Annotated in this window: 20 protein-coding genes and 2 tRNA genes; 7 read left to right on the forward strand and 15 right to left on the reverse strand. The window is 53.7% G+C overall.

Annotation, left to right across the window (positions count from 1 at the left end; all coding sequences use genetic code 11):
- Positions 1 to 7: 7 nt before the first annotated feature.
- On the forward strand, positions 8 to 1,603 hold the full coding sequence (locus tag CPH17_RS03855) for a ribonuclease J (protein ID WP_074396234.1): 1,596 nt from the start codon (positions 8 to 10) through the stop codon (positions 1,601 to 1,603).
- A 36-nt stretch (positions 1,604 to 1,639) separates the two neighbouring features.
- Here the strand turns inward: CPH17_RS03855 and moaE are convergent, their stop codons facing one another.
- The 10 genes from moaE to CPH17_RS03905 all read right to left on the reverse strand — a co-directional run bounded on the left by moaE (position 1,640) and on the right by CPH17_RS03905 (position 9,442).
- A complete protein-coding gene (moaE, locus tag CPH17_RS03860; protein ID WP_074396233.1) occupies positions 1,640 to 2,092 on the reverse strand; it encodes a molybdopterin synthase catalytic subunit MoaE in 453 nt (150 codons plus the stop codon).
- 1 nt (position 2,093) lies between these two features.
- Positions 2,094 to 2,900: a cyclic pyranopterin monophosphate synthase MoaC gene (gene moaC, locus CPH17_RS03865; protein WP_074396232.1), complete on the reverse strand. Its 807-nt coding sequence runs from the start codon at positions 2,898 to 2,900 to the stop codon at positions 2,094 to 2,096.
- A gap of 4 nt (positions 2,901 to 2,904) precedes the next feature.
- The gene (gene mobB, locus CPH17_RS03870; protein WP_074396231.1) at positions 2,905 to 3,468 is read right to left on the reverse strand and encodes a molybdopterin-guanine dinucleotide biosynthesis protein B; all 564 of its coding nucleotides are present in this window, start codon (positions 3,466 to 3,468) and stop codon (positions 2,905 to 2,907) included.
- 27 nt (positions 3,469 to 3,495) lie between these two features.
- Positions 3,496 to 4,743 (reverse strand): uracil-xanthine permease family protein, encoded by a 1,248-nt coding sequence (locus CPH17_RS03875; protein WP_074396230.1) that lies wholly within the window; start codon positions 4,741 to 4,743, stop codon positions 3,496 to 3,498.
- Between the two features lie 81 nt (positions 4,744 to 4,824).
- A complete protein-coding gene (gene upp, locus CPH17_RS03880; protein WP_074396229.1) occupies positions 4,825 to 5,454 on the reverse strand; it encodes a uracil phosphoribosyltransferase in 630 nt (209 codons plus the stop codon).
- A 91-nt stretch (positions 5,455 to 5,545) separates the two neighbouring features.
- Positions 5,546 to 6,229 (reverse strand): uracil-DNA glycosylase, encoded by a 684-nt coding sequence (ung, locus tag CPH17_RS03885; RefSeq protein ID WP_172898686.1) that lies wholly within the window; start codon positions 6,227 to 6,229, stop codon positions 5,546 to 5,548.
- A 2-nt stretch (positions 6,230 to 6,231) separates the two neighbouring features.
- A complete protein-coding gene (gene gpt / locus CPH17_RS03890) occupies positions 6,232 to 6,711 on the reverse strand; it encodes a xanthine phosphoribosyltransferase (RefSeq protein ID WP_074398484.1) in 480 nt (159 codons plus the stop codon).
- 8 nt (positions 6,712 to 6,719) lie between these two features.
- Positions 6,720 to 7,265: an adenine phosphoribosyltransferase gene (locus CPH17_RS03895; RefSeq protein WP_074396227.1), complete on the reverse strand. Its 546-nt coding sequence runs from the start codon at positions 7,263 to 7,265 to the stop codon at positions 6,720 to 6,722.
- Between the two features lie 30 nt (positions 7,266 to 7,295).
- A complete protein-coding gene (locus CPH17_RS03900) occupies positions 7,296 to 8,594 on the reverse strand; it encodes an NCS2 family permease (protein WP_074396226.1) in 1,299 nt (432 codons plus the stop codon).
- Positions 8,595 to 8,812: 218 nt separating this feature from the next.
- Positions 8,813 to 9,442, reverse strand: a complete 630-nt coding sequence (locus CPH17_RS03905) for a riboflavin synthase subunit alpha (protein ID WP_096298307.1) — start codon at positions 9,440 to 9,442, stop codon at positions 8,813 to 8,815.
- A 436-nt stretch (positions 9,443 to 9,878) separates the two neighbouring features.
- On the opposite strand from CPH17_RS03905, the gene CPH17_RS03910 reads away from it, so the two are divergent.
- The 4 genes from CPH17_RS03910 to CPH17_RS03925 all read left to right on the forward strand — a co-directional run bounded on the left by CPH17_RS03910 (position 9,879) and on the right by CPH17_RS03925 (position 13,004).
- Positions 9,879 to 10,922 (forward strand): methionine ABC transporter ATP-binding protein, encoded by a 1,044-nt coding sequence (locus CPH17_RS03910; RefSeq protein ID WP_096298309.1) that lies wholly within the window; start codon positions 9,879 to 9,881, stop codon positions 10,920 to 10,922.
- Positions 10,903 to 11,556 carry a methionine ABC transporter permease gene (locus CPH17_RS03915; protein ID WP_096298311.1) on the forward strand — a complete coding sequence of 218 codons (654 nt, stop codon included), beginning with the start codon at positions 10,903 to 10,905 and terminating at the stop codon, positions 11,554 to 11,556. Before CPH17_RS03910 ends, CPH17_RS03915 begins: the two co-directional genes overlap by 20 nt.
- Before the next feature lie 91 nt (positions 11,557 to 11,647).
- The gene (locus CPH17_RS03920) at positions 11,648 to 12,433 is read left to right on the forward strand and encodes a MetQ/NlpA family ABC transporter substrate-binding protein (protein WP_096298313.1); all 786 of its coding nucleotides are present in this window, start codon (positions 11,648 to 11,650) and stop codon (positions 12,431 to 12,433) included.
- A gap of 91 nt (positions 12,434 to 12,524) precedes the next feature.
- Positions 12,525 to 13,004 (forward strand): GAF domain-containing protein, encoded by a 480-nt coding sequence (locus CPH17_RS03925; protein ID WP_096298315.1) that lies wholly within the window; start codon positions 12,525 to 12,527, stop codon positions 13,002 to 13,004.
- 86 nt (positions 13,005 to 13,090) lie between these two features.
- Here the strand turns inward: CPH17_RS03925 and CPH17_RS03930 are convergent.
- Positions 13,091 to 13,167 (reverse strand) — tRNA-Val (locus CPH17_RS03930).
- 62 nt (positions 13,168 to 13,229) lie between these two features.
- Positions 13,230 to 13,306: transfer RNA gene (locus CPH17_RS03935), tRNA-Val, on the reverse strand.
- A gap of 189 nt (positions 13,307 to 13,495) precedes the next feature.
- Between CPH17_RS03935 and CPH17_RS03940 the strand changes: the two genes are divergently transcribed.
- On the forward strand, positions 13,496 to 14,566 hold the full coding sequence (locus CPH17_RS03940) for an endonuclease/exonuclease/phosphatase family protein (RefSeq protein WP_074396220.1): 1,071 nt from the start codon (positions 13,496 to 13,498) through the stop codon (positions 14,564 to 14,566).
- A 24-nt stretch (positions 14,567 to 14,590) separates the two neighbouring features.
- On the opposite strand, the gene CPH17_RS03945 is transcribed toward CPH17_RS03940, so the two are convergent.
- Positions 14,591 to 15,967, reverse strand: a complete 1,377-nt coding sequence (locus tag CPH17_RS03945) for a class II fumarate hydratase (RefSeq protein WP_074396219.1) — start codon at positions 15,965 to 15,967, stop codon at positions 14,591 to 14,593.
- 296 nt (positions 15,968 to 16,263) lie between these two features.
- On the opposite strand from CPH17_RS03945, the gene CPH17_RS03950 reads away from it, so the two are divergent.
- Positions 16,264 to 16,638 carry a phasin family protein gene (locus CPH17_RS03950; RefSeq protein ID WP_074396218.1) on the forward strand — a complete coding sequence of 125 codons (375 nt, stop codon included), beginning with the start codon at positions 16,264 to 16,266 and terminating at the stop codon, positions 16,636 to 16,638.
- A 76-nt stretch (positions 16,639 to 16,714) separates the two neighbouring features.
- Here CPH17_RS03950 and hda read toward each other — a convergent pair whose 3' ends face one another.
- Together hda and CPH17_RS03960 are read right to left on the reverse strand one after the other, a co-directional pair.
- Positions 16,715 to 17,419, reverse strand: a complete 705-nt coding sequence (gene hda / locus CPH17_RS03955) for a DnaA regulatory inactivator Hda (protein ID WP_074396217.1) — start codon at positions 17,417 to 17,419, stop codon at positions 16,715 to 16,717.
- Complete coding sequence (locus CPH17_RS03960; protein WP_074396216.1) at positions 17,416 to 18,522, reverse strand: AI-2E family transporter; 1,107 nt, start codon at positions 18,520 to 18,522, stop codon at positions 17,416 to 17,418. The genes hda and CPH17_RS03960 overlap by 4 nt, the downstream gene beginning before the upstream one ends.
- Between the last annotated feature and the right edge of the window lie 113 nt (positions 18,523 to 18,635).

The raw sequence follows: 18,635 nt of genomic DNA on the forward strand, positions 1-18,635 counted from the left end.
GATTGGCATGAATCTGACGCTATATGGCTACGAGGATCACTGGATCGCCGTGGATTGCGGCATGATGATTCGTCAGGATTTACCCAACGCTCCGCTCCAAGTCCCCAACCTGGCGACGCCGAAAGCATTGGGCATCGCGCCTAAAGCGCTGTATATCACCCACGGGCATGAAGACCATATTGGCGCAGTTGCCTGGCTCTGGCCTCACTGGCAATGCCCCATTTATGCCACGCCCCTGGCGGCAGGCTTATTGCGTCTCAAATTTGCCGAGCATCAACTCAGCAGCGCCGCCATCCATGTAGTCGAGCCCGGTGAGGCCTTGCAAAGCGGCCCTTTCATCCTTCGCTATCTGGCGGTTCCTCACTCAATACCCGAGAGCTGCGCGTTGATCGTCATGGCAGGTCTCTACCGCGTGCTGCATAGCGGGGACTGGAAGCTTGATCCCGAGCCGATCATCGGTGAGCCGATCAATCAAGCACAGTTCAAGGCACTCGCGCCAGTTGACTTGGTGATAGGCGATTCCACTAACGCTCCGATGCCAGGCCACTCGGGCAGCGAAGGTGATGTCGCCCGAGCACTTGCCGCAACGCTCGCCGCCTGCGAAGGCAGAGTGATTGTTTCCTGCTTCGCCAGTAATTTAGCCCGCGTGTTGGCAATTGGGCGCGCAGCTTATCAGTGCGGACGGCGTGTTAGTTTGATGGGACGCTCAATGGAACGCATGGTAGGCGTCGCCCGCGGTCTCGGCTATTTGGACGATTTTCCGACGTTAGTGCCCGCCCACGACCTCGGTTACCTCCCCCCCGATGAAGTCGTCGTCATTGCCACAGGCAGCCAAGGCGAGCCGCGTGCTGCGCTTCAACGGCTTGCTCAGGGCCGTCACCCTCACGTTGATTTACAGCCAGGCGACAACGTGATTTTTTCCGCGAAAGCGATTCCCGGGAATGAGCGACCCATTGAGCAGCTAAAAAAGCGTTTGCAACAACTTGGCGTTCGGCTCTTCGATGAATTCAGCCACCCCGAACTACACGCGACGGGGCACCCGGCACAGGAGGAAATGACTCGCTTTTATGAGTGGTTAATGCCAAGACACCTGCTGCCTGTCCACGGGGAAAGCCAACATCAACAGGCCCATCAACAGCTAGCGGCGACTCTTGGTATTAATGCACCGCTAGCACCCGTCAATGGCGACATGATTCGCTTTGATCAAGAGGGGCTGCATCACGAGCAGCACTACCCGCAACCACCATGCATCGTCAGTCAGAACAGTGTTGTCCCCCACCCTGGGCTGGAAAGCGACAGTAGCGCCCACCCGCGCCGGGGCAGCCTTTATTTAGCGCTGCCAGTTACCGCTACGACTACCGGCTGGGCGCGCATTGGACGCCTAATGCTGGATAACACAAGCGCCAATGCGCTGGACGAAGACAGCTTCAGCGAATGGTTGGATGACCAGCTTGCCGAACTGCACGCTGATACGTTAGCGGACCTGAGACTTGGCCTCCAGCCGCGTTTAATCGCCTGGTTAGCCGAGCGGCTACAGCATTTACCTGATGTTCACCTGCAGATTATGGCCAGCGAACTGCCTGCTCCCATCGTTGACGATTAAGACAACGCTACTTCGCCGTTCTGTCGGCCTGCGAAATTACCAGCGGGCGGCATCGTCGATATCTGAACGGCGCTCTTTAACCCAGTAATCACCCTGAAGGCCGTGTTCTTTTTTCCAAAAAGGCGCTTGGGTTTTTAACCAGTCCATAATGAAATCACAGGCCTCAAAGGCTTCCCGGCGATGCGCGCTTGCCACTAGCACTCTAACAATGGCATCACCCGGACGCATATGCCCCACTCGGTGAATAATCGTAACGGCGTTGAGTGACCAGCGCTGCCCCGCCTGCTCAGCAATACGCTGGAGGGTGGCCTCGGTCATTCCTGGATAGTGCTCCAGGGTCAGCCCCGTAACGTCAGGGGTTTCGTTAAAGTCACGTACCAGCCCAGTGAAGCTAACAACCCCTCCTATATCCGTGCGTCCGGCGATGCAGGCATCATAACCATAGGCCATATCAAAAGGCGCCGCTTGAACGCGGATGCTAATATCCATCTTAGCCCCCTGTAACGGGTGGGAAAAAAGCCACCTCGTCATCGTCGGTAATTCGCGCGCCATCGTTGGCCATGACCTGGTTGATCGCACAAAGCGTGCGTTGGTCCTGCAATAGTTGAAAGCGTTCGTCCTGAGCCGCTAAAGCGGCTTTCAGCCCCGCAATATCGCGACTGGGCAGTTGGTCAAAAGTCACCACCCGTTCGTTTTCACCCAGTTGCTCACGCAGCTCGGCAAGAAACTTGACCAGTACGCAAGGCGAATGACAACGATCTCCCAAGCTGACTTCACCGGCGGTGCCTTGGCCTGTGACAATCGGCGGCGGCGCTTCAGGCGTGGTCTCGCGCTGATACTCTCCCCGCTGACCGCCGCGTTTGCTATCAAGCTGTACCGCGTCAATACGCATGCTTTTATCTACCGCTTTACACATATCGTAAAGCGTTAAACAGGCCACCGAGACTGCTGTCAGTGCTTCCATCTCGACCCCGGTACGCCCATTTAATCGACAACTCGCGGTAACATGGACACAGCTTTCTGCGGGATCCACATCAAACTCAATGGCCACTTTAGAAAGCGCCAACGAGTGACAAAGCGGGATCAGCTCATGGGTACGTTTTGCCGCCTGAATCCCCGCAATACGTGCAGTTGCCAGTACATCACCTTTAGGTAAAGAGCCTTCACTTAGCTGCGTCAGGGTGGCAGGAAGCATCACAATGCGCCCAGATGCAACCGCCTCGCGGCGCGTCTCTTGTTTATCTGAAACGTCTACCATACGGGCTTCGCCGCGGCTATTGAGATGAGTTAACTGCATGGTGTCACCTATCAGTGCGTGAAACATCATTGAGCCGTTGGCCCGCCATCCATTCGATTATCCAACTTGCAATGGCGTCCGTATCATTAAGCGCTAGCTGCCTCCTTGCAGCGGGCAAGGCGACCGGCGACGGCCCATCAAGCGCGACGGCTTCAACGCCTGGGCCTAGTAGAATATCTGCGTCCCCAATGCCATTACGATAAAGCACCAGCTTGGCCAAGGGCCATGCTTTAAAGCCTTCCACCAGCACCAGATCAGGTGAGTGTACAGCCATCATCGCCAGTAGCTGATTTAAATCCGGCTCTTCACCGCCTGGGGTTTCCTGCATCAACGCTAGGCGTTGGTTTGATGCGACCAGAATAGGTGTCGCCCCGGCACTGCGTAGCTTATAGCTATCTTTCCCGGGTTGGTCGACATCAAAGCGATGGTGAGCATGCTTAATCACCGCCACCTTAATGCCCTCGGCCCGAAGCCGCGGTAACAACTGCTCGAGCAGCGTCGTCTTCCCCGTCCCACTCCAGGCAGCAATCCCCAACACGGGAAAAGCTAGCGATGAATTCAACTGCATAAGCGAGCTGCTCCAAATAGACAAGGGTTAGTGAGCATCGCCAGCGTCAGCTTTTTCCTCGGCTGGCAGTATCCAGTTCAACGCAATACCGACCAGCGCCGCCAGGCTAACGCCTTGCAGCGTAAACTGGCCACCGCCCACCTGCATGCCGCCAATACCAAAAACAAGAATCAACGAGACAACGACCAGATTACGCGGGGCGGTTAATGAATGCCCGGCACGCACCAACGTATTCATCCCGATGACCGCGATAGAACCGAACAGTAGCGTCATAATCCCCCCCATTACAGGCCCGGGGATGGTTTGCAGAAGCGCCCCCAACTTGGCAATAAAGGCCAGCGCAACGGCCAGTACCGCCGCGACCACCATATAGCGAGGGTTAAACGCCCGGGTTAGCGTCACCGCCCCCGTTACTTCTGAATATGTAGTATTGGGCGGGCCGCCAAATAGCGCGGCCACCGTGGTCGCTAAACCATCGCCTAACAGCGTACGATGCAGCCCCGGCTTCTCCAGGTAGTTACGCCGAGTTACCGAACCAATAGCCACCATATCACCAATATGCTCCACCGCTGGGGCAATCGCGACAGGAATCATAAACAGAATGGCCGCCCAGTGAAAACTTGGCGCAGTAAACGCAGGGATGGCCAACCAGTTAGCCTCACGCACCGGCGTAAAGTCGACCAGGCCCATTAACAGCGCCAGGCAATAGCCAACTATTATGCCGCCCATAATAGGGATCAAACGCAGCAATCCACGGCTAAATACAGCCAAGACCAAGGTAACCAGTAGACTTACCATGGATAAAAACAGCGCCGCACCATAACCGATGTGATCGCTGGTTTCGCCGGTGGCCATATCAACCGCCACTGGAGCCAACGCCAGGCCAATAACCATAATCACCGGGCCTACTACGACGGGTGGTAATAGGCGATGCAGCCACTCGGTTCCCTTCACGCGGATCGCCGCCGAAATGGCCACGTATACCAACCCTGCCACCATCAAACCACCGAGCGTTGCCGAGACACCAAAGTTAGCTATCGACCCTTGAATCGGTGCAATAAAGGCAAACGAAGAGGCAAGAAAGACCGGTACCGTTAAGCCGGTTACCGTATGAAACACCAACGTACCGACCCCGGCGGTGAACAACGCCACACTCGGATCAAGCCCCGTCAACAGTGGCACTAAGACCAAGGCGCCAAATGCCACAAATAGCATTTGGGCCCCGGTTAGCAACACTCTAGGCCAAGATTCAGGCTGGCTTGGGGCATCTTTCATCACGCGGCTCCTCTCAGATTTATGCTAGGGCAAAAAAATGCCCCTAACGTAAGACGCCAGGGGCCGGTTAACATGAAAGGCTTATCTTGTACCGAAGATTTTATCGCCAGCATCGCCTAAGCCTGGGACGATATAGCCGTTCTCATCCAGCCGCTCATCCACCGCGGCTGTGTAAATGTCTATGCCCGGATACGCCTCTTGCACACGCTTGATACCTTCTGGCGCCGCCACCAATACAATCACCTTCATGTGCTCGCAGCCGCGCTCACGCAGCATATCCAAGGTGGCCACCATTGACCCCCCGGTCGCCAGCATGGGGTCAATTACGATTGCCATGCGCTCTTCGATGTCATTGGTAAATTTGGCAAAATACGGAACAGGCTGCAGCGTCTCTTCGTCACGATAAAGCCCAACGACACTGACACGCGCACTGGGAATTAGATCAGTGACACCCTCAAGCATACCCAACCCAGCACGAAGGATCGGCACAACCGTGACTTTTTTACCCTTTAGCCGCCTCGTAGCAATAGGTTCACCATTCCATCCCTCAATAGTGTGATCTTCGAGCTCAAGGTCCTTGGTTGCTTCGTAGGTTAAAAGCTTAGCCACTTCACCTGCCAATTCCCGAAAGCTCTTGGTGCTTATATCAACTTCACGCATCAGTCCCAGTTTATGCTGAACAAGCGGATGATTAATGGAATAGACACTCATGGGACGTCCTCACTGCAGGGGGTGATAGGCAACGCGGCTGGTCGCAGACTTGCAAAATTGGGCAGCATTCTACCCGTAAGCCGCCGCCAGGTTAAGGGGTGGCGGGTAATTGCCACTCAACGGGAGCGCGCCCATGCTCGACCAAAAAGCGATTCGCCTGTGAAAAATGGCGGGTTCCAAAAAAACCCCGATGGGCAGATAACGGGGAGGGATGCGGCGCTTCCAATACCAAATGACGCTGTGTATCAATCAGCGTTTTCTTCTGGCGGGCGTGACTGCCCCAGAGCAGGAATACACTAGGCAGCGCATGCGCGCTCACCGTCTCAATCGCCCTATCCGTGAAAGGTTCCCAGCCTTTCCCTCGGTGAGACGCAGCATTGCCCCTCTCAACCGTTAACGACGTGTTTAGCAGCAACACTCCTTGCTTCGCCCAGGCTTCCAAATGCCCATGGCTAACAGGTTCGGCACCTACATCGCTGGCCAGTTCTTTATAGATATTCAGCAACGAAGGAGGCACCGCCACCCCCGCCTGTACCGAAAAACATAGCCCGTGTGCTTGGTTGGGTCCGTGGTAAGGATCCTGACCTAATATCACCACCTTTACGTCATTGAGTGGCGTTAACTCAAAGGCGCGGAACCACTGAGATGAATGGGGATAAATGATTTTTTTGGCCGCTTTTTCGTCAGCCAGAAAGCGTTTCAGTGACCGCATATAGTCAGCCTGAAACTCATTTCCCAGCCAGTGATTCCAGTCGTCGGGAAGCGGATTCGACATGATTATTTCTTCACTTGATCAACCAGTGGTTCAACATAGGCAACGCCCATATCCCAGGGGAACTGAATCCAGCAGTGCTGGGCAACTTCGGTTAAATACTGATCAACCAAAGGACGCCCTTCCGGCTTGGCATAGATGGTAACAAAATGCGCCTTGGGCAACATTTCGCTCACCGCACGAGCGGTTTTACCCGTGTCGACCAAGTCATCGACCAACAGCCATCCCTCGCCGTCGTGATCAACGCCTTTAAGAATATCCAGCCCACCTTGATCCATGTGGTCATAGCTTTTGATACACACGGTATCGATGAGCCGCACGTTCAGCTCGCGCGCGATCAAGGCGGCAGGAATCAGCCCCCCACGAGTAATCGCCACAATTCCATTGAAGTCACGTTCGACCAGCTGATGGCAAAGCTGGCGCACATCGCGATGGAGCTGATCCCATGAGACGGTAAAATGCTGATGGTAGCGTTCGCTGCTCATATCGTTCATTACTCGTCTTCGGTGAAAGAACAAACCGCGAAAACGCTGTAGCCCGCGTCGCGAATCCTTTGCGAGCCACCCAGCTCAGGCAAATCAATAATGGTGGCCGTCTCAACGACATGCCCACCGCTGCGCTGGATAAGATTCGCGGCGGCCAGCATGGTCCCGCCGGTAGCAATCAGGTCATCCATCAGCAAGATGCGGTCGTCTTTTTGGAAAGCGTCCGAATGAAGCTCAACTTCTGAATGGCCATATTCGAGCGTGTAAGTTTCGCTGATGGTTTTAAACGGCAGCTTACCCTTCTTACGCACCGGGACAAAGCTACAGCCCAGCTCGTAGGCCAAAGGAGCCCCAATGATAAACCCACGCGCGTCGATAGCCGCGATGGCATCCAGGTTCATTTCCTGATAGCGGTGTACAAAGCTATCGATCAGCTTGCGAAATGCCGCACTATTTTGCAGCAGCGGGGTAATGTCACGAAAGTTGACCCCCTTTTCTGGCCAGTCAGGCACTGTGCGTATCACGGACTTAATGTAATCGCCGTAGATGCTCATCGCGTCTCTCATTGGGTTAATAAAATTACGTTAGTCTAGAAACAGAAATTTCACCGCAAACAGCAGTGCCAGAATAATCACTGCTGGATTAAGGTCTTTAAAGCGTCCCGACAGGGTTTTGATCGCCGCATAGCTAATAAACCCAAGGGCAATACCCTCGGCGATCGAAAAGGTCAGCGGCATCGCCAGAGCCGCAATCAGCACCGGCGCGGCGTCGGTCGGGTCATCCCAGTTGGCATGCGCCAAGCTACCTGCCATTAGCACAGCCACATAAAGCAATGCACCGGCGGTCGCAAAGGCGGGAATTGAGCCTGCCAATGGGGCAAAGAACAAACTGAACAGGAACAGCACGGCGACGACGACCGCCGTCAGACCTGTCCGGCCACCCGATGCGATACCCGCCGTCGACTCGATATAGCTGGTCGTGGTGGAGGTACCCAAAGCAGCACCGGCCATGGACGCCGTACTGTCAGCCATCATGGCCCGGCCCAGACGCGGCAGTTTGCCATCTTTATCTAAAAGTTTGCCGCGATGTGCCACACCGACCAGCGTGCCTGACGTATCGAACAGATCAACAAACAGGAAGGCGAAAATTACGCTCAGCATGGCGACATCAAGCGCCCCCATGAGATCCATTGCCATAAAGGTAGGGGCAATTGAGGGCGGCATAGACATAAGGCCGCCATACTCATTATGCCCAAGCACGATAGACGCAATGGTGATCCCCAGGATACCGATCATGACGGCACCGGTGACCTTTAAATAGGACAGAGCGGTTATCACGAAAAAGCCCAGCAGCGCATAGAGTGCCGCCGGTTCAGAGAGATCTCCCAGCGCAACTAATGTCGCGTCATCAGCCACCACGATACCGGCATTTTTCAATGCAATCATGGCCAAAAACAGACCAATACCCGCGGCAATCCCTAAACGCAGCGAGAGCGGAATAGAGTTAATAATCCACTCGCGAATTTTAAAAATACTCAGCAAGAAAAAGCATAGACCCGAGAAGAACACGGCCCCCAATGCCGCTTCCCACGTATAGCCCATCCCAAGGACGACACCGTAAGTAAAGAAAGCGTTGAGCCCCATGCCTGGTGCCTGGGCAATCGGATAGTTGGCCCACAGCCCCATGATGAGACAGCCAATAGCGGCGGCTACGCAAGTGGCGACAAACACCGCCCCATAGTCCATCCCAGCTTCAGAAAGGATACTGGGGTTAACGAAGATGATGTACGCCATCGTAAGGAAGGTGGTTATTCCGGCGATGACCTCGGTCTTAACACTGGTTTGGTGCTCGGTAAGCCCGAATTGCTTATCCAGAAAATTCATAGGTATTTTTATCCTTCGCGTAAACGCTGATGCGCCCTGGCAGCGCGAAAAGCCGCACATACTACCGAAAGGTCACGCATGATGCGAACACCTCGTGCAGCCGTCGATAGCGGACTAGCGCCCGCTTGTTAAACCTCATCGCTTAGCATAAGCAATCTTCAGGCCACGTTATAACCAATCGGTCAGAAATGCACTATAACGCTTGCCAGCAGCGAAGATCAGCGCGTCTGACTCGCCAAAACACGCTCCACCGTTTCAACAATGACCTGTGTTTGGGGATCAATTTCAATATTGACCTGATCGCCGGGCAACCGCTCACCGAGCGTAGTGCGATGCAGTGTTTCAGGGATAAGATTAACACTGAACTCGACACCATCACCCTGCGTCGAAGCCCGCACATCGCCGATCGTCAGGCTTATTCCATCAACACCGATGTAGCCTTTTTCAAAAACAAAGCGCCCCATCGAGGCCGGTAACGCAAACCACAATCGACGGTTGTTGGGGGCCTCATCAATGGCGACTACGTCTGCCATGCACATCACATGACCCGACATGGCATGCCCGCCAATTTCATCGCCAAAGCGCGCTGCTCGCTCGATGTTGACGCATTGCCCGGGGGTAATTGCACCAAGATTGGTCAGGCGCAAAGTTTCACGCATTAAATCAAAGCTCACCCGATCACCTGAAATCTCAGTGACCGTCAAACACACCCCGTTATGCGCAACTGAGGCGCCAATTGCTAACCCCTCACGCAGTACATCTGGCATTTCCAATACGTGGGTACGGAATTTATCAAGCTCGCGTACTTCCACTACCTCTACCTTGTCTTGCACGATGCCAGTGAACATAGCGCCCTCGCATTAAATGATCCGCGTGCAAGCTTACTACTGCACGAACCTTCTTGTGCACCCCAAACGTCTCCTCCACTAAAGCAGTGACGACGCGATGGAGGCCTCTCGAGATGATAGATGCCCTACCCCAATAGGAATTAACACTTTTATAATTCAATTTTTTAGTTGAAAAAATTGCCATAATTCACAACCGCATAAGATACTGTGCTTTTAGATTGACTTCCTTTTACAGCCTCTTTAGACTTTCGCCGCAAATGTAAAGACGCCGATTTGTACCCAGATTGCGGGCGTCCACCAAGTACACGCTTGGTGAAGTGCAGCTAAAAGGGTGTGTCCAGCGTTGATGGCCACCCGCCAGGGTGGCCTTTTTTTATTTCCCGCCCTACGCTTGCGCTCTCACCTTCGTCTTTGGCCTATAGGAAAGGCAGACGCTATGATCGAACTTAATAATGTCAGCAAAACCTATGGTTCTGGCCGCGACGCCGTTCACGCCCTCAAAGGCGTCAATCTGGCGATCCCCAAAGGAGCCATTCACGGTGTTATCGGCCTATCTGGCGCGGGCAAGTCGACTCTCATTCGCTGCGTCAACTTGCTAGAACGCCCCACCCAAGGGACGGTCACCGTTGATGGCCAAGAGATCACGGGGTTAAGCACCACAGCGCTTAATCAAGCTCGTCACCGGATCGGCATGATATTCCAGCATTTTAACTTGCTTACTACGCGTAACGTGTTCGACAACGTGGCGCTACCGCTGGAGTTGATGGGCCAACCTCGCCGCGATATCCAAGAACGCGTCACTCCGCTGCTCAATCTGGTGGGGCTATCGGATAAATCAGACCAGTACCCGGCCCAGTTATCAGGCGGGCAAAAACAGCGCGTTGCAATTGCCCGCGCACTGGCCAGCAACCCTCAGGTGCTGCTTTGCGATGAAGGCACCTCCGCGCTCGACCCCCAGACGACCAGCTCGATTCTGGAACTGCTGCGCGATATCAATCAGCAGTTGGGTATTACCATTTTGTTGATTACCCACGAAATGGAGGTCGTTAAATCGATCTGCCATCGAGTCAGCTTAATATCCGATGGTGAACTGGTCGAGGACGCTGAAGTTGGCGATTTCTTTACCGCACCACGCACCCAGTTAGGTCGCGAGTTTCTCAACGACTTCCTGCAGCTTACGCCTCCCAAGGACCTGCTTGAACGACTCAGCGACGACTCGAGCGTCAATGCACACCCTGTTGTACGGCTGACGTTTTCAGGCGATGCAGTTTCCACACCGCTTATCTCCCGCTTAGCACGCGATTGCGGCGTCGACGTGAGTATTCTCCAAGCCAAGGTGGAATCGATCCAGGATCGCACACTTGGTTTAATGATCGCCGAACTACTGGGCACGTCTGAGCAAACCCAAGCGGCAATGAACTACTTGGCAGATCATCAATTACAGGTAGAGGTACTTGGCTATGTCCAGCGCAATGATTGAGCTTATTTTTCAGGCAACGCTAGACACGCTTTACATGGTCGCAATATCAGGGGTGATCTCAACGTTATTGGGGTTGCCGCTAGGTGTCATGCTTTACGTGACGCGCCCCAGACAGATTTTAGCCAAGCCTGCACTCAACCACACGCTTGGCATTGTGACCAACGTGGGTCGCTCCATTCCGTTTATTATTTTGATGGTGGCGATTATTCCCTTTACACGGATGTTGGTGGGCACCTCCATTGGCATCAATGCCGCCGCGGTGCCGCTGACCATTGCGGCAATTCCCTTCGTCGCTCGGCTGATTGAAGGGGCGCTGAATGAAATCTCGCCGGGCTTGATTGAAGCTGCCCAGTCCATGGGCGCAACACCGTGGCAAATTATCGTCAAAGTTCTCATCCCTGAAGCACGCGGAGGCATTATTACCGGCCTCACCATCACCCTGGTAACGCTGGTGAGTTACTCCGCGATGGCAGGCGCTGTTGGTGGTGGCGGCCTTGGCGATCTTGGCATTCGCTATGGCTATAACCGCTTTAACCCTACCGTTATGCTGATCACGGTGGTGGTGCTGGTTATTATGGTACAAGGCTTCCAAAGCGTGGGTGACTACTTGGTACGCAAAACCGACCGGAAATAGCGGCGCTGCTTTTAGTAGACATATAACGAAAAAGCATTAAAATTAACTTTATTATCACCAAAAAGAAAACCAAGACATAACAGGAGTTGCGATGAAAACGCTAGCCTTCAGTACCGTTACCGCATTAGCCTTGGCCGTTAGCGCCAGCGCTCAAGCCGCCAGTATCAAGATGGGCACCGTCGCCGGCCCTGAAACCGAAGTGATGGAAGTCGCCGCGCGGATTGCCAAGGAAGAGTACAACCTTGATGTTGAAATCATTGAGTTCACGGATTACGTAACGCCCAATGCCGCTTTAGACGATGGCAGCCTCGATGCCAACGCCTATCAGCACGAGCCCTACATGCAGTCGATGGTCAATGATCGTGGCTACGATTTCGCTATCGCAGGCTACACCTTTGTTTACCCTATTGGCGCATACTCTGAGAAATACGACAGCATCGAAGAGCTGCCGGAGGGAGCTCAAATCGCGCTGCCTAACGACCCTTCCAATGAAGGTCGTGCGCTAATTTTAATGCATAACGAAGGCCTCATCACACTCAACGACCCTGAGAACCTGGAAGCCACTCCCATCGATATCGCGGAAAACCCCAACGATTACCGTTTCCGCGAAATCGAAGCCGCCCAGCTTCCCCGCGTTTTGCCGGATGTGGATATGGCCTTCATCAATAACACCTTTGCACAGCCTGCCGGCCTAAGCCTCGACGACGCGCTGATTAAAGAAGGCCCTGAGTCTCCTTACGTCAACTTGATTGCGGTTAGAGGCGGTGATGAAGACCGTGAAGAAATCCAGCAGCTGGTGAGCGCCTACCAGAGCGAAGAAGTGGTTGAAAAAGCCGAAGAGTTGTTTGATGGCGGGGCCGTCCCCGGCTGGGAATAATCAATCACCCCGCCATTAACGTTAGGCAACTGGGCCGGCTACTGTCGGCCCAGTGCGTTAATAGCCGGGGAAACATAATGTGAGAGATGGCATGTCGGCTGATACCGTGGACTATGGTCTTTTGGATCGCCAACTCGCGGCGTTGCTAGATAGCCGTGACTGGCTAACCAACAGTGCGCAAACCTGTGCGTTTATCATGCAGGCTCTGCCCCATTTGAATTGGGTGGGCTTCTACCTGCAACGAACACCCGAGATGCTTGCGTTAGGGCCTTTTCAGGGAAAGCCCGCCTGCCATCCGATCCCGTTTAGCAAGGGCGTTTGCGGCGCGGCGGCTCGAAAGCAAGTCACCCAGCGCATTGATGACGTGCATAGTGTTGCCGACCATATTGCATGCGATAGTGCGTCACGGGCGGAGTTGGTTGTGCCTATTGTTAACGATGGTCAACTGTGGGGCGTGTTGGATATTGATAGCCCACTGGAAGCACGCTTTAGCCATGAAGACCAAACCGGCATTGAGGCCTTAATAGAGACCTTTAAACGCCAAACAGACTTACCTCTTTGGAAGCCCTGACAGCCGACACCTTAGCGGATTTATAGCGCTACTCGGATACTCGCCCATACAAAAAACGCCCCGTCATTAAATGAGGGGGCGTGATCTGGTAGGACCAGGCGGATTTGAACCGCCGACCTCCACGATGTCAACGTGGCGCTCTAACCAACTGAGCTATGGTCCTATAAAAGGTGAGCTATCACTACATTGAATAGCAAACGCTATCAACCACTATACAAAATGTGATGGTAGGACCAGGCGGATTTGAACCGCCGACCTCCACGATGTCAACGTGGCGCTCTAACCAACTGAGCTATGGTCCTGCCGAGCAACGGATGCGTATTTTACGTTTCCGGCACTGAATTGCAAGCTATTTATCCACTTCCCCGGGCTTTTACGACCCGTCAACACGGTGAGTATTTAGCCCGTTGCAAAATGCGCAGCCTAAAGAATCTAAGTGCTACACTGGTATCACGCCAAATCGACGAGCGCCCGACAAAAGGAGACCGGCCATGCTAGGCCTAATGCTAGGAAGCATCGCGATCGTCTTACTACTAGCGACTTTCATTGCCCGTATTAGGCTACGCTGGTGGTGGATTCGCAGCTGCGAGTTTCCACGTTTGCAGATTGCAAGCCTCGCTATCGCTTGCTTGATAGCAGCGCTACTGCTCCCCATATCGCCAACGTGGCAGATAATAACGCTCCTCGCTTGCCTGACCGTGATCATCATACAAGCCTGCTATATTCTTCCTTGGACACGTCTCTGGCCAAAACAGGTTCACTCGGTCAAGGTCGACAACCAAGCACAGGACGTGACACTGCTCATTGCCAATGTGCTAACGCCGAACCGTCAATCCGCCGGTTTGATCAAGCAAATCCATTCACATCAACCCGACATCATTCTTACCCTGGAATCTGATCAGTGGTGGCAAGACCAGTTGGATCCTGAGCTAGAGGCGCAATGGCCGCATAGCGTTAAAATCCCTCTCGACAACCTCTACGGCATGCATCTTTACTCGCGCCTGCCGCTTGAAGACACTTCCATCGAGTGGCTGATCCAAGACGATATCCCTTCTATTCATACCCACGTCAAGCTACCTAGTGGCGATTTGATCCGACTGATTGCCGTACATCCTCGGCCACCTGCGCCCGGCGAAAGCGAAAAATCGCTTTGGCGTGACGCCGAGCTGTTATGGGTCGGTAAAAAGATCCAAAAAACACCTGAGCCCACGCTAGTAGCCGGTGATCTTAACGACGTTGCCTGGTCACGTACCACGCGGCGCTTTTGCCGCGTGGGCGGCATGCTGGATCCACGTCGCGGTCGTGGCATGTTCAGTACCTTCCATGCCCAGTACCCAATACTGCGTTGGCCCCTCGACCATATTTTTGTGAGTGAACATTTCATGCTCGGCAACATGCGTCGCTTAAAAGGCTTTGGTTCGGATCATTTTCCGATCCTTGCCACGCTGTGCTATCGGCCCGCCCGCAAGGACGAGCATGAAACACCCACGGCAAGCGCAGAAGAGGAAAGCGAGGCTAGCCAAACGATCCGCCAGGGGCAACGCGAAGAGCAGAAAACGTAAAGAGCCTGCTAGCCGTTACTGTGATTAGTCAGGCACACCGCCCAACGTCAGCGCCTTCGGATCAAGTAACCGCTCGAGGGTATTACGGTCAAGGTCGGTGTGCTCTTCGGCCACATCGATAATTGGTCGTCCGGTCTGATATGCCTCTTTGGCAATAGCCGCCGCCGCATTGTAGCCAATCGCACTGTTAAGGGCCGTGACCAAAATTGGATTGCGGGCAAGCGGACCTTCAATGTTGTCTTGTCGAATTTTAAACGTCGCGATAGCACGGTCGGCCAATAGCCGCGTGGTATTGCTCATCAGCGATATACCAGTCAACAAATTATAAGCGACCAGCGGCAGCATCACGTTAAGCTGAAAGTTACCACTCTGCCCCGCCACGGTAATCGCAGTATCCAGCCCAATCACCTGTGCAGCAGCCTGAGCGGCAGACTCCGGAATCACAGGATTGACTTTGCCTGGCATAATGGAACTACCCGGCTGCAGCGCCTCGAGCTCAATTTCACCAAGCCCCGCCAGCGGGCCGGAATTCATCCAGCGCAAGTCATTAGCAATCTTCATTACAATGCAGGCTAAACCCTTGAGATGTCCGGAGAGCTCTACGGCCGCATCCTGGGAAGCGATGCTCGCAAAGAAGCTATCATTGGGCGTAAATGGCAAGCCTGTTTGGTTGCTTAACTGTTTCGCCACTTGATCGGCAAACCCTTCTGGCGCATTAATACCAGTGCCCACGGCAGTACCGCCTTGAGCCAAACGACACAGCCGTGTCATACAGCTATCCAAGCGCTCAATGGCTTGGCCCAGCTGGCTCGACCATGCCCCCAACTCTTGATCCATACGCAGTGGCATGGCGTCCATAAGATGCGTACGGCCGGTTTTGACCACGTTTGATAGCTCGGCCGCCCGTGAATCAATCGTGTTGCGAAGATGCTCAAGTGCCGGACGCAGCGACTCATGTACGGCCAGTGCAGCCGATACGTGTATCGCGGTAGGAATCACGTCATTACTTGACTGCCCCATATTGACATGATCATTGGGTAACACCTCAACCCCTTGGCGACTCGCCAAGGTGGCAATCACCTCATTAACGTTCATGTTGCTAGAAGTGCCAGAGCCCGTCTGAAACACATCCACTGGAAATTGGTCATCGTGCTCGCCGTTCATCACCTCTTTCGCTGCCTGCTGAATGGCCTCCGCACGGTCGGCGTCCAACTCACCCAGCGCTAAATTAGCCTGCGCGGCGGCCTGCTTAATCCGTGCGATCGCATGAATAAACGCAACCGGCATCGGCGTGTGTGAAACAGGAAAATTATTAACCGCGCGCTGGGTTTGGGCGCCATATAACGCCTCAATTGGAACTTCCAATTCCCCCATACTGTCGCGTTCAAGGCGCGTTGTCATGGTGATCTCCTTATAGATATCGGCTGGTAAATACTGAGTCGCCCGCTACACATGGTCATTAACTGGCGCACATAGTTAGCTCAATTCAGCGTCTCGCCTTATTAGGCTAGTGTTCGCAGGGTAAAACTCAAGTGACCTGTCTGAAGCAACATTGAACACCAATGTTGCACTGCACAAAAACGCCTGCTATGCTGCAACGCAGAACATCAGGGAAAGCACCACCGGACGAAATTTCGTCTAGCGTTGCTACCCATTTTATCTAGACGCGTTAGCACCGCTAATCAGGAGATTTAATTATGAGCACTTTCAATACTAACGAATGGACACAACAGTTTGATAATTTCTTCATGGCACCGGTACGCGCTTATGCCGCGTTGAGTGTCGACATGACAGAAAAACTGTTCAACACCCAGTTAGATGCTCAGAAAGCCTACATGGACACCAACATCGCCCAAGCGCGTCAGTTGATGAGCGTTAAAGACGCTGAAGGCCTACGCAGCTATATGGAAGGCCAGCAAAAAGTCGCGAAAGAAGTGGCTGAACGCCTGAAGAGCGACGCTGACAATGTGGTTTCCTTGCAACAGGATTTCGTGCAGAAAAGCCAAAAGCTCACCGAAGAAAACATCAAGCAGGCACAAACCGCTGCCAGCAAGATGGCTAAAACAGCCTAACAGTGATCGCTAAACGCAGCTAAGCTGCGATAGTGACATCCAAAAACCGCCAGCCAATCGCTGGTGGTTTTTTTTGTTACCAATTAAGTGCGGATTTCACAAACGGAATGGTTAATTTACGCTGCGCCGAAAGCGACGCTTGATCCAGGGTTTCCAGTGCCCGACAGAGTGCACCGAGCTCGCGGGGCCCGCGGTGAAGTATATAGCGCCCCACATCATCCGGTAATAGCATGCCCCTGACGCTGGCACGTAACGTTAGCGCCGCCAATCGCTCCTCATCATTCAGCGGGTGCAAATGAAAGATTGTTCCCCAGCTCAAGCGAGAAGCCAAATCAGGAAGCGCTACGCCTAACTGACGGGGCGGCGCATTAGCAGCAATAACCAGATGCTTACCCGCATCGCGCAAGCGGTTGAAGGCATGAAAAAGTGCTTCTTCCCAGCGCTTTCGGCCTAACACCTGTTCCAAATCGTCAATACACACCATGTCTAGTCGTTCAATATCTTCCAACATCAAGGGCGGGAAATGGCCCAGCTCGGCCAGCGGCAAGTACAGTGCCCGCTTGCCCTGATCCGAGGCGGCATGGCAAGCGGCCTGCAATAAATGGCTACGCCCTGAGCCCGGCGGGCCCCATAGATAAATGAAGTCCTCACCGGCCGTCGTACCTTGCTGCTGCAGACGATTCAACAAGGCAGCATTGGCTTTCCCAGGGTAATAGTTATGAAACGTAGCGTCGTCGCGCAAGCCAACCCCAAGGGGAAGTTGCGCCGGCACTTGGCTCATGAGGGCTCCCTTTTATCACCGATTGCGGGCAACTTATCGGGCTTTTGATCGTATTCGTCATCAGCATTATAAAGGTCGCTGCTCTTATAGCGGTCTTTCGCTTCCCGTAACAGCACCATAATGATCGCAGCCGCAGGCAAAGCAAGCAGCACCCCTGTCAGGCCGAATAAATTACCGCCCGCCAGCACCGCGAAGATGACCGCCACCGGATGAAGGCCAATTTTGTCACCTAGCAGCTTAGGTTGTAGGACCACGCTTTCCGCCACCTGGCCAATCGCAAATACGGCAATGACGCCCAACACTGCCCACAAGGTGCCAAACTGGAAAAGCGCGACAATCAACGCAATGCATAACCCTAAAATAAAGCCAAGAAACGGCACAATGCTCACTAACCCGGATACCACGCCGATTAATAGCCCAAAATCAAGCCCCAACAGGGTTAACCCGCCCGCATAAATAATGCCTAAGCAAAGCATAACCAGCAGTTGCCCACGTAAAAAAGACGCTAACACTTCATCACAGCGGCGCACCAGGCGGCCTACATCGTCTGCCCACTGACGCGGAATCAAGTTGGCAATATTGTTAATAAGACGGTCCCAGTCCAATAGTAAATAAAACGTCACAACGGGGATCAAAGCGACATAGGTCACCCAGGAGACGAATGCCATCCCCGAGCGGCCTATTTGGCCGAGCGCTTGGGCCAAATAGCCGCCGGCATCGCGCCAATTTTCCACCAATGTCTCACGCACGTTAACCAGTTCAGCACGCAGATCGTAACCGGTCCATTCAAATACCTTCGGCGCCAGGGAGTTTTCCCCCCAGGCAAAAATACCCGGCACGGCTTCGCCTAACTGCTTTATCTGCTGGATGACGAGCGGAATTAAAATCAACAGGCTGACCACGAGCACAGCCAACAGCACACAAAAAACGCTACTAACCGCTACCGCGCGGTTCATACCCCAGCGCTGGAATTGGTTAGCCAGCGGGTCCGCCAAATACGCCAGGATGACACCGGCGACAAACGGCATTAGTACCGAGTCCAGTAAATATACCAGCCCCACAACAATGACTAACAGCAGGATGCCCCACCATGAATTGCGCATATTTCTCCCTTAACGACCACTTTGGCGACAGCCTACTATGCCGTATATAAATAAAAACCGCCTGCTTTTGTTCACGTCAAGCGCGAGCGATGCGGGCCACGCCACCGGGTGTT

Origin of the sequence: Halomonas sp. hl-4 (assembly GCF_900215475.1) — a bacterium.
Classification (GTDB): Bacteria; Pseudomonadota; Gammaproteobacteria; order Pseudomonadales; family Halomonadaceae; genus Vreelandella.

Coding starts and splice junctions, on each gene's coding strand:
- CPH17_RS03855 (WP_074396234.1), top strand. CDS start 8: ATGAATCTGACGCTATATGGCTACGAGGATCACTGGATCGCCGTGGAT.
- CPH17_RS03960 (WP_074396216.1), bottom strand. CDS start 18,522: ATGCGCAATTCATGGTGGGGCATCCTGCTGTTAGTCATTGTTGTGGGG.
- ung (WP_172898686.1), bottom strand. CDS start 6,229: ATGTCGAATCCGCTTCCCGACGACTGGAATCACTGGCTGGGAAATGAG.
- CPH17_RS03920 (WP_096298313.1), top strand. CDS start 11,648: ATGAAAACGCTAGCCTTCAGTACCGTTACCGCATTAGCCTTGGCCGTT.
- CPH17_RS03900 (WP_074396226.1), bottom strand. CDS start 8,594: ATGAATTTTCTGGATAAGCAATTCGGGCTTACCGAGCACCAAACCAGT.
- CPH17_RS03940 (WP_074396220.1), top strand. CDS start 13,496: ATGCTAGGCCTAATGCTAGGAAGCATCGCGATCGTCTTACTACTAGCG.
- CPH17_RS03895 (WP_074396227.1), bottom strand. CDS start 7,265: ATGAGCATCTACGGCGATTACATTAAGTCCGTGATACGCACAGTGCCT.
- hda (WP_074396217.1), bottom strand. CDS start 17,419: ATGAGCCAAGTGCCGGCGCAACTTCCCCTTGGGGTTGGCTTGCGCGAC.
- CPH17_RS03945 (WP_074396219.1), bottom strand. CDS start 15,967: ATGACAACGCGCCTTGAACGCGACAGTATGGGGGAATTGGAAGTTCCA.
- CPH17_RS03915 (WP_096298311.1), top strand. CDS start 10,903: ATGTCCAGCGCAATGATTGAGCTTATTTTTCAGGCAACGCTAGACACG.
- CPH17_RS03905 (WP_096298307.1), bottom strand. CDS start 9,442: ATGTTCACTGGCATCGTGCAAGACAAGGTAGAGGTAGTGGAAGTACGC.
- moaE (WP_074396233.1), bottom strand. CDS start 2,092: ATGGATATTAGCATCCGCGTTCAAGCGGCGCCTTTTGATATGGCCTAT.
- moaC (WP_074396232.1), bottom strand. CDS start 2,900: ATGCAGTTAACTCATCTCAATAGCCGCGGCGAAGCCCGTATGGTAGAC.
- CPH17_RS03910 (WP_096298309.1), top strand. CDS start 9,879: ATGATCGAACTTAATAATGTCAGCAAAACCTATGGTTCTGGCCGCGAC.
- upp (WP_074396229.1), bottom strand. CDS start 5,454: ATGAGTGTCTATTCCATTAATCATCCGCTTGTTCAGCATAAACTGGGA.
- CPH17_RS03950 (WP_074396218.1), top strand. CDS start 16,264: ATGAGCACTTTCAATACTAACGAATGGACACAACAGTTTGATAATTTC.
- gpt (WP_074398484.1), bottom strand. CDS start 6,711: ATGAGCAGCGAACGCTACCATCAGCATTTTACCGTCTCATGGGATCAG.
- CPH17_RS03925 (WP_096298315.1), top strand. CDS start 12,525: ATGTCGGCTGATACCGTGGACTATGGTCTTTTGGATCGCCAACTCGCG.
- CPH17_RS03875 (WP_074396230.1), bottom strand. CDS start 4,743: ATGAAAGATGCCCCAAGCCAGCCTGAATCTTGGCCTAGAGTGTTGCTA.
- mobB (WP_074396231.1), bottom strand. CDS start 3,468: ATGCAGTTGAATTCATCGCTAGCTTTTCCCGTGTTGGGGATTGCTGCC.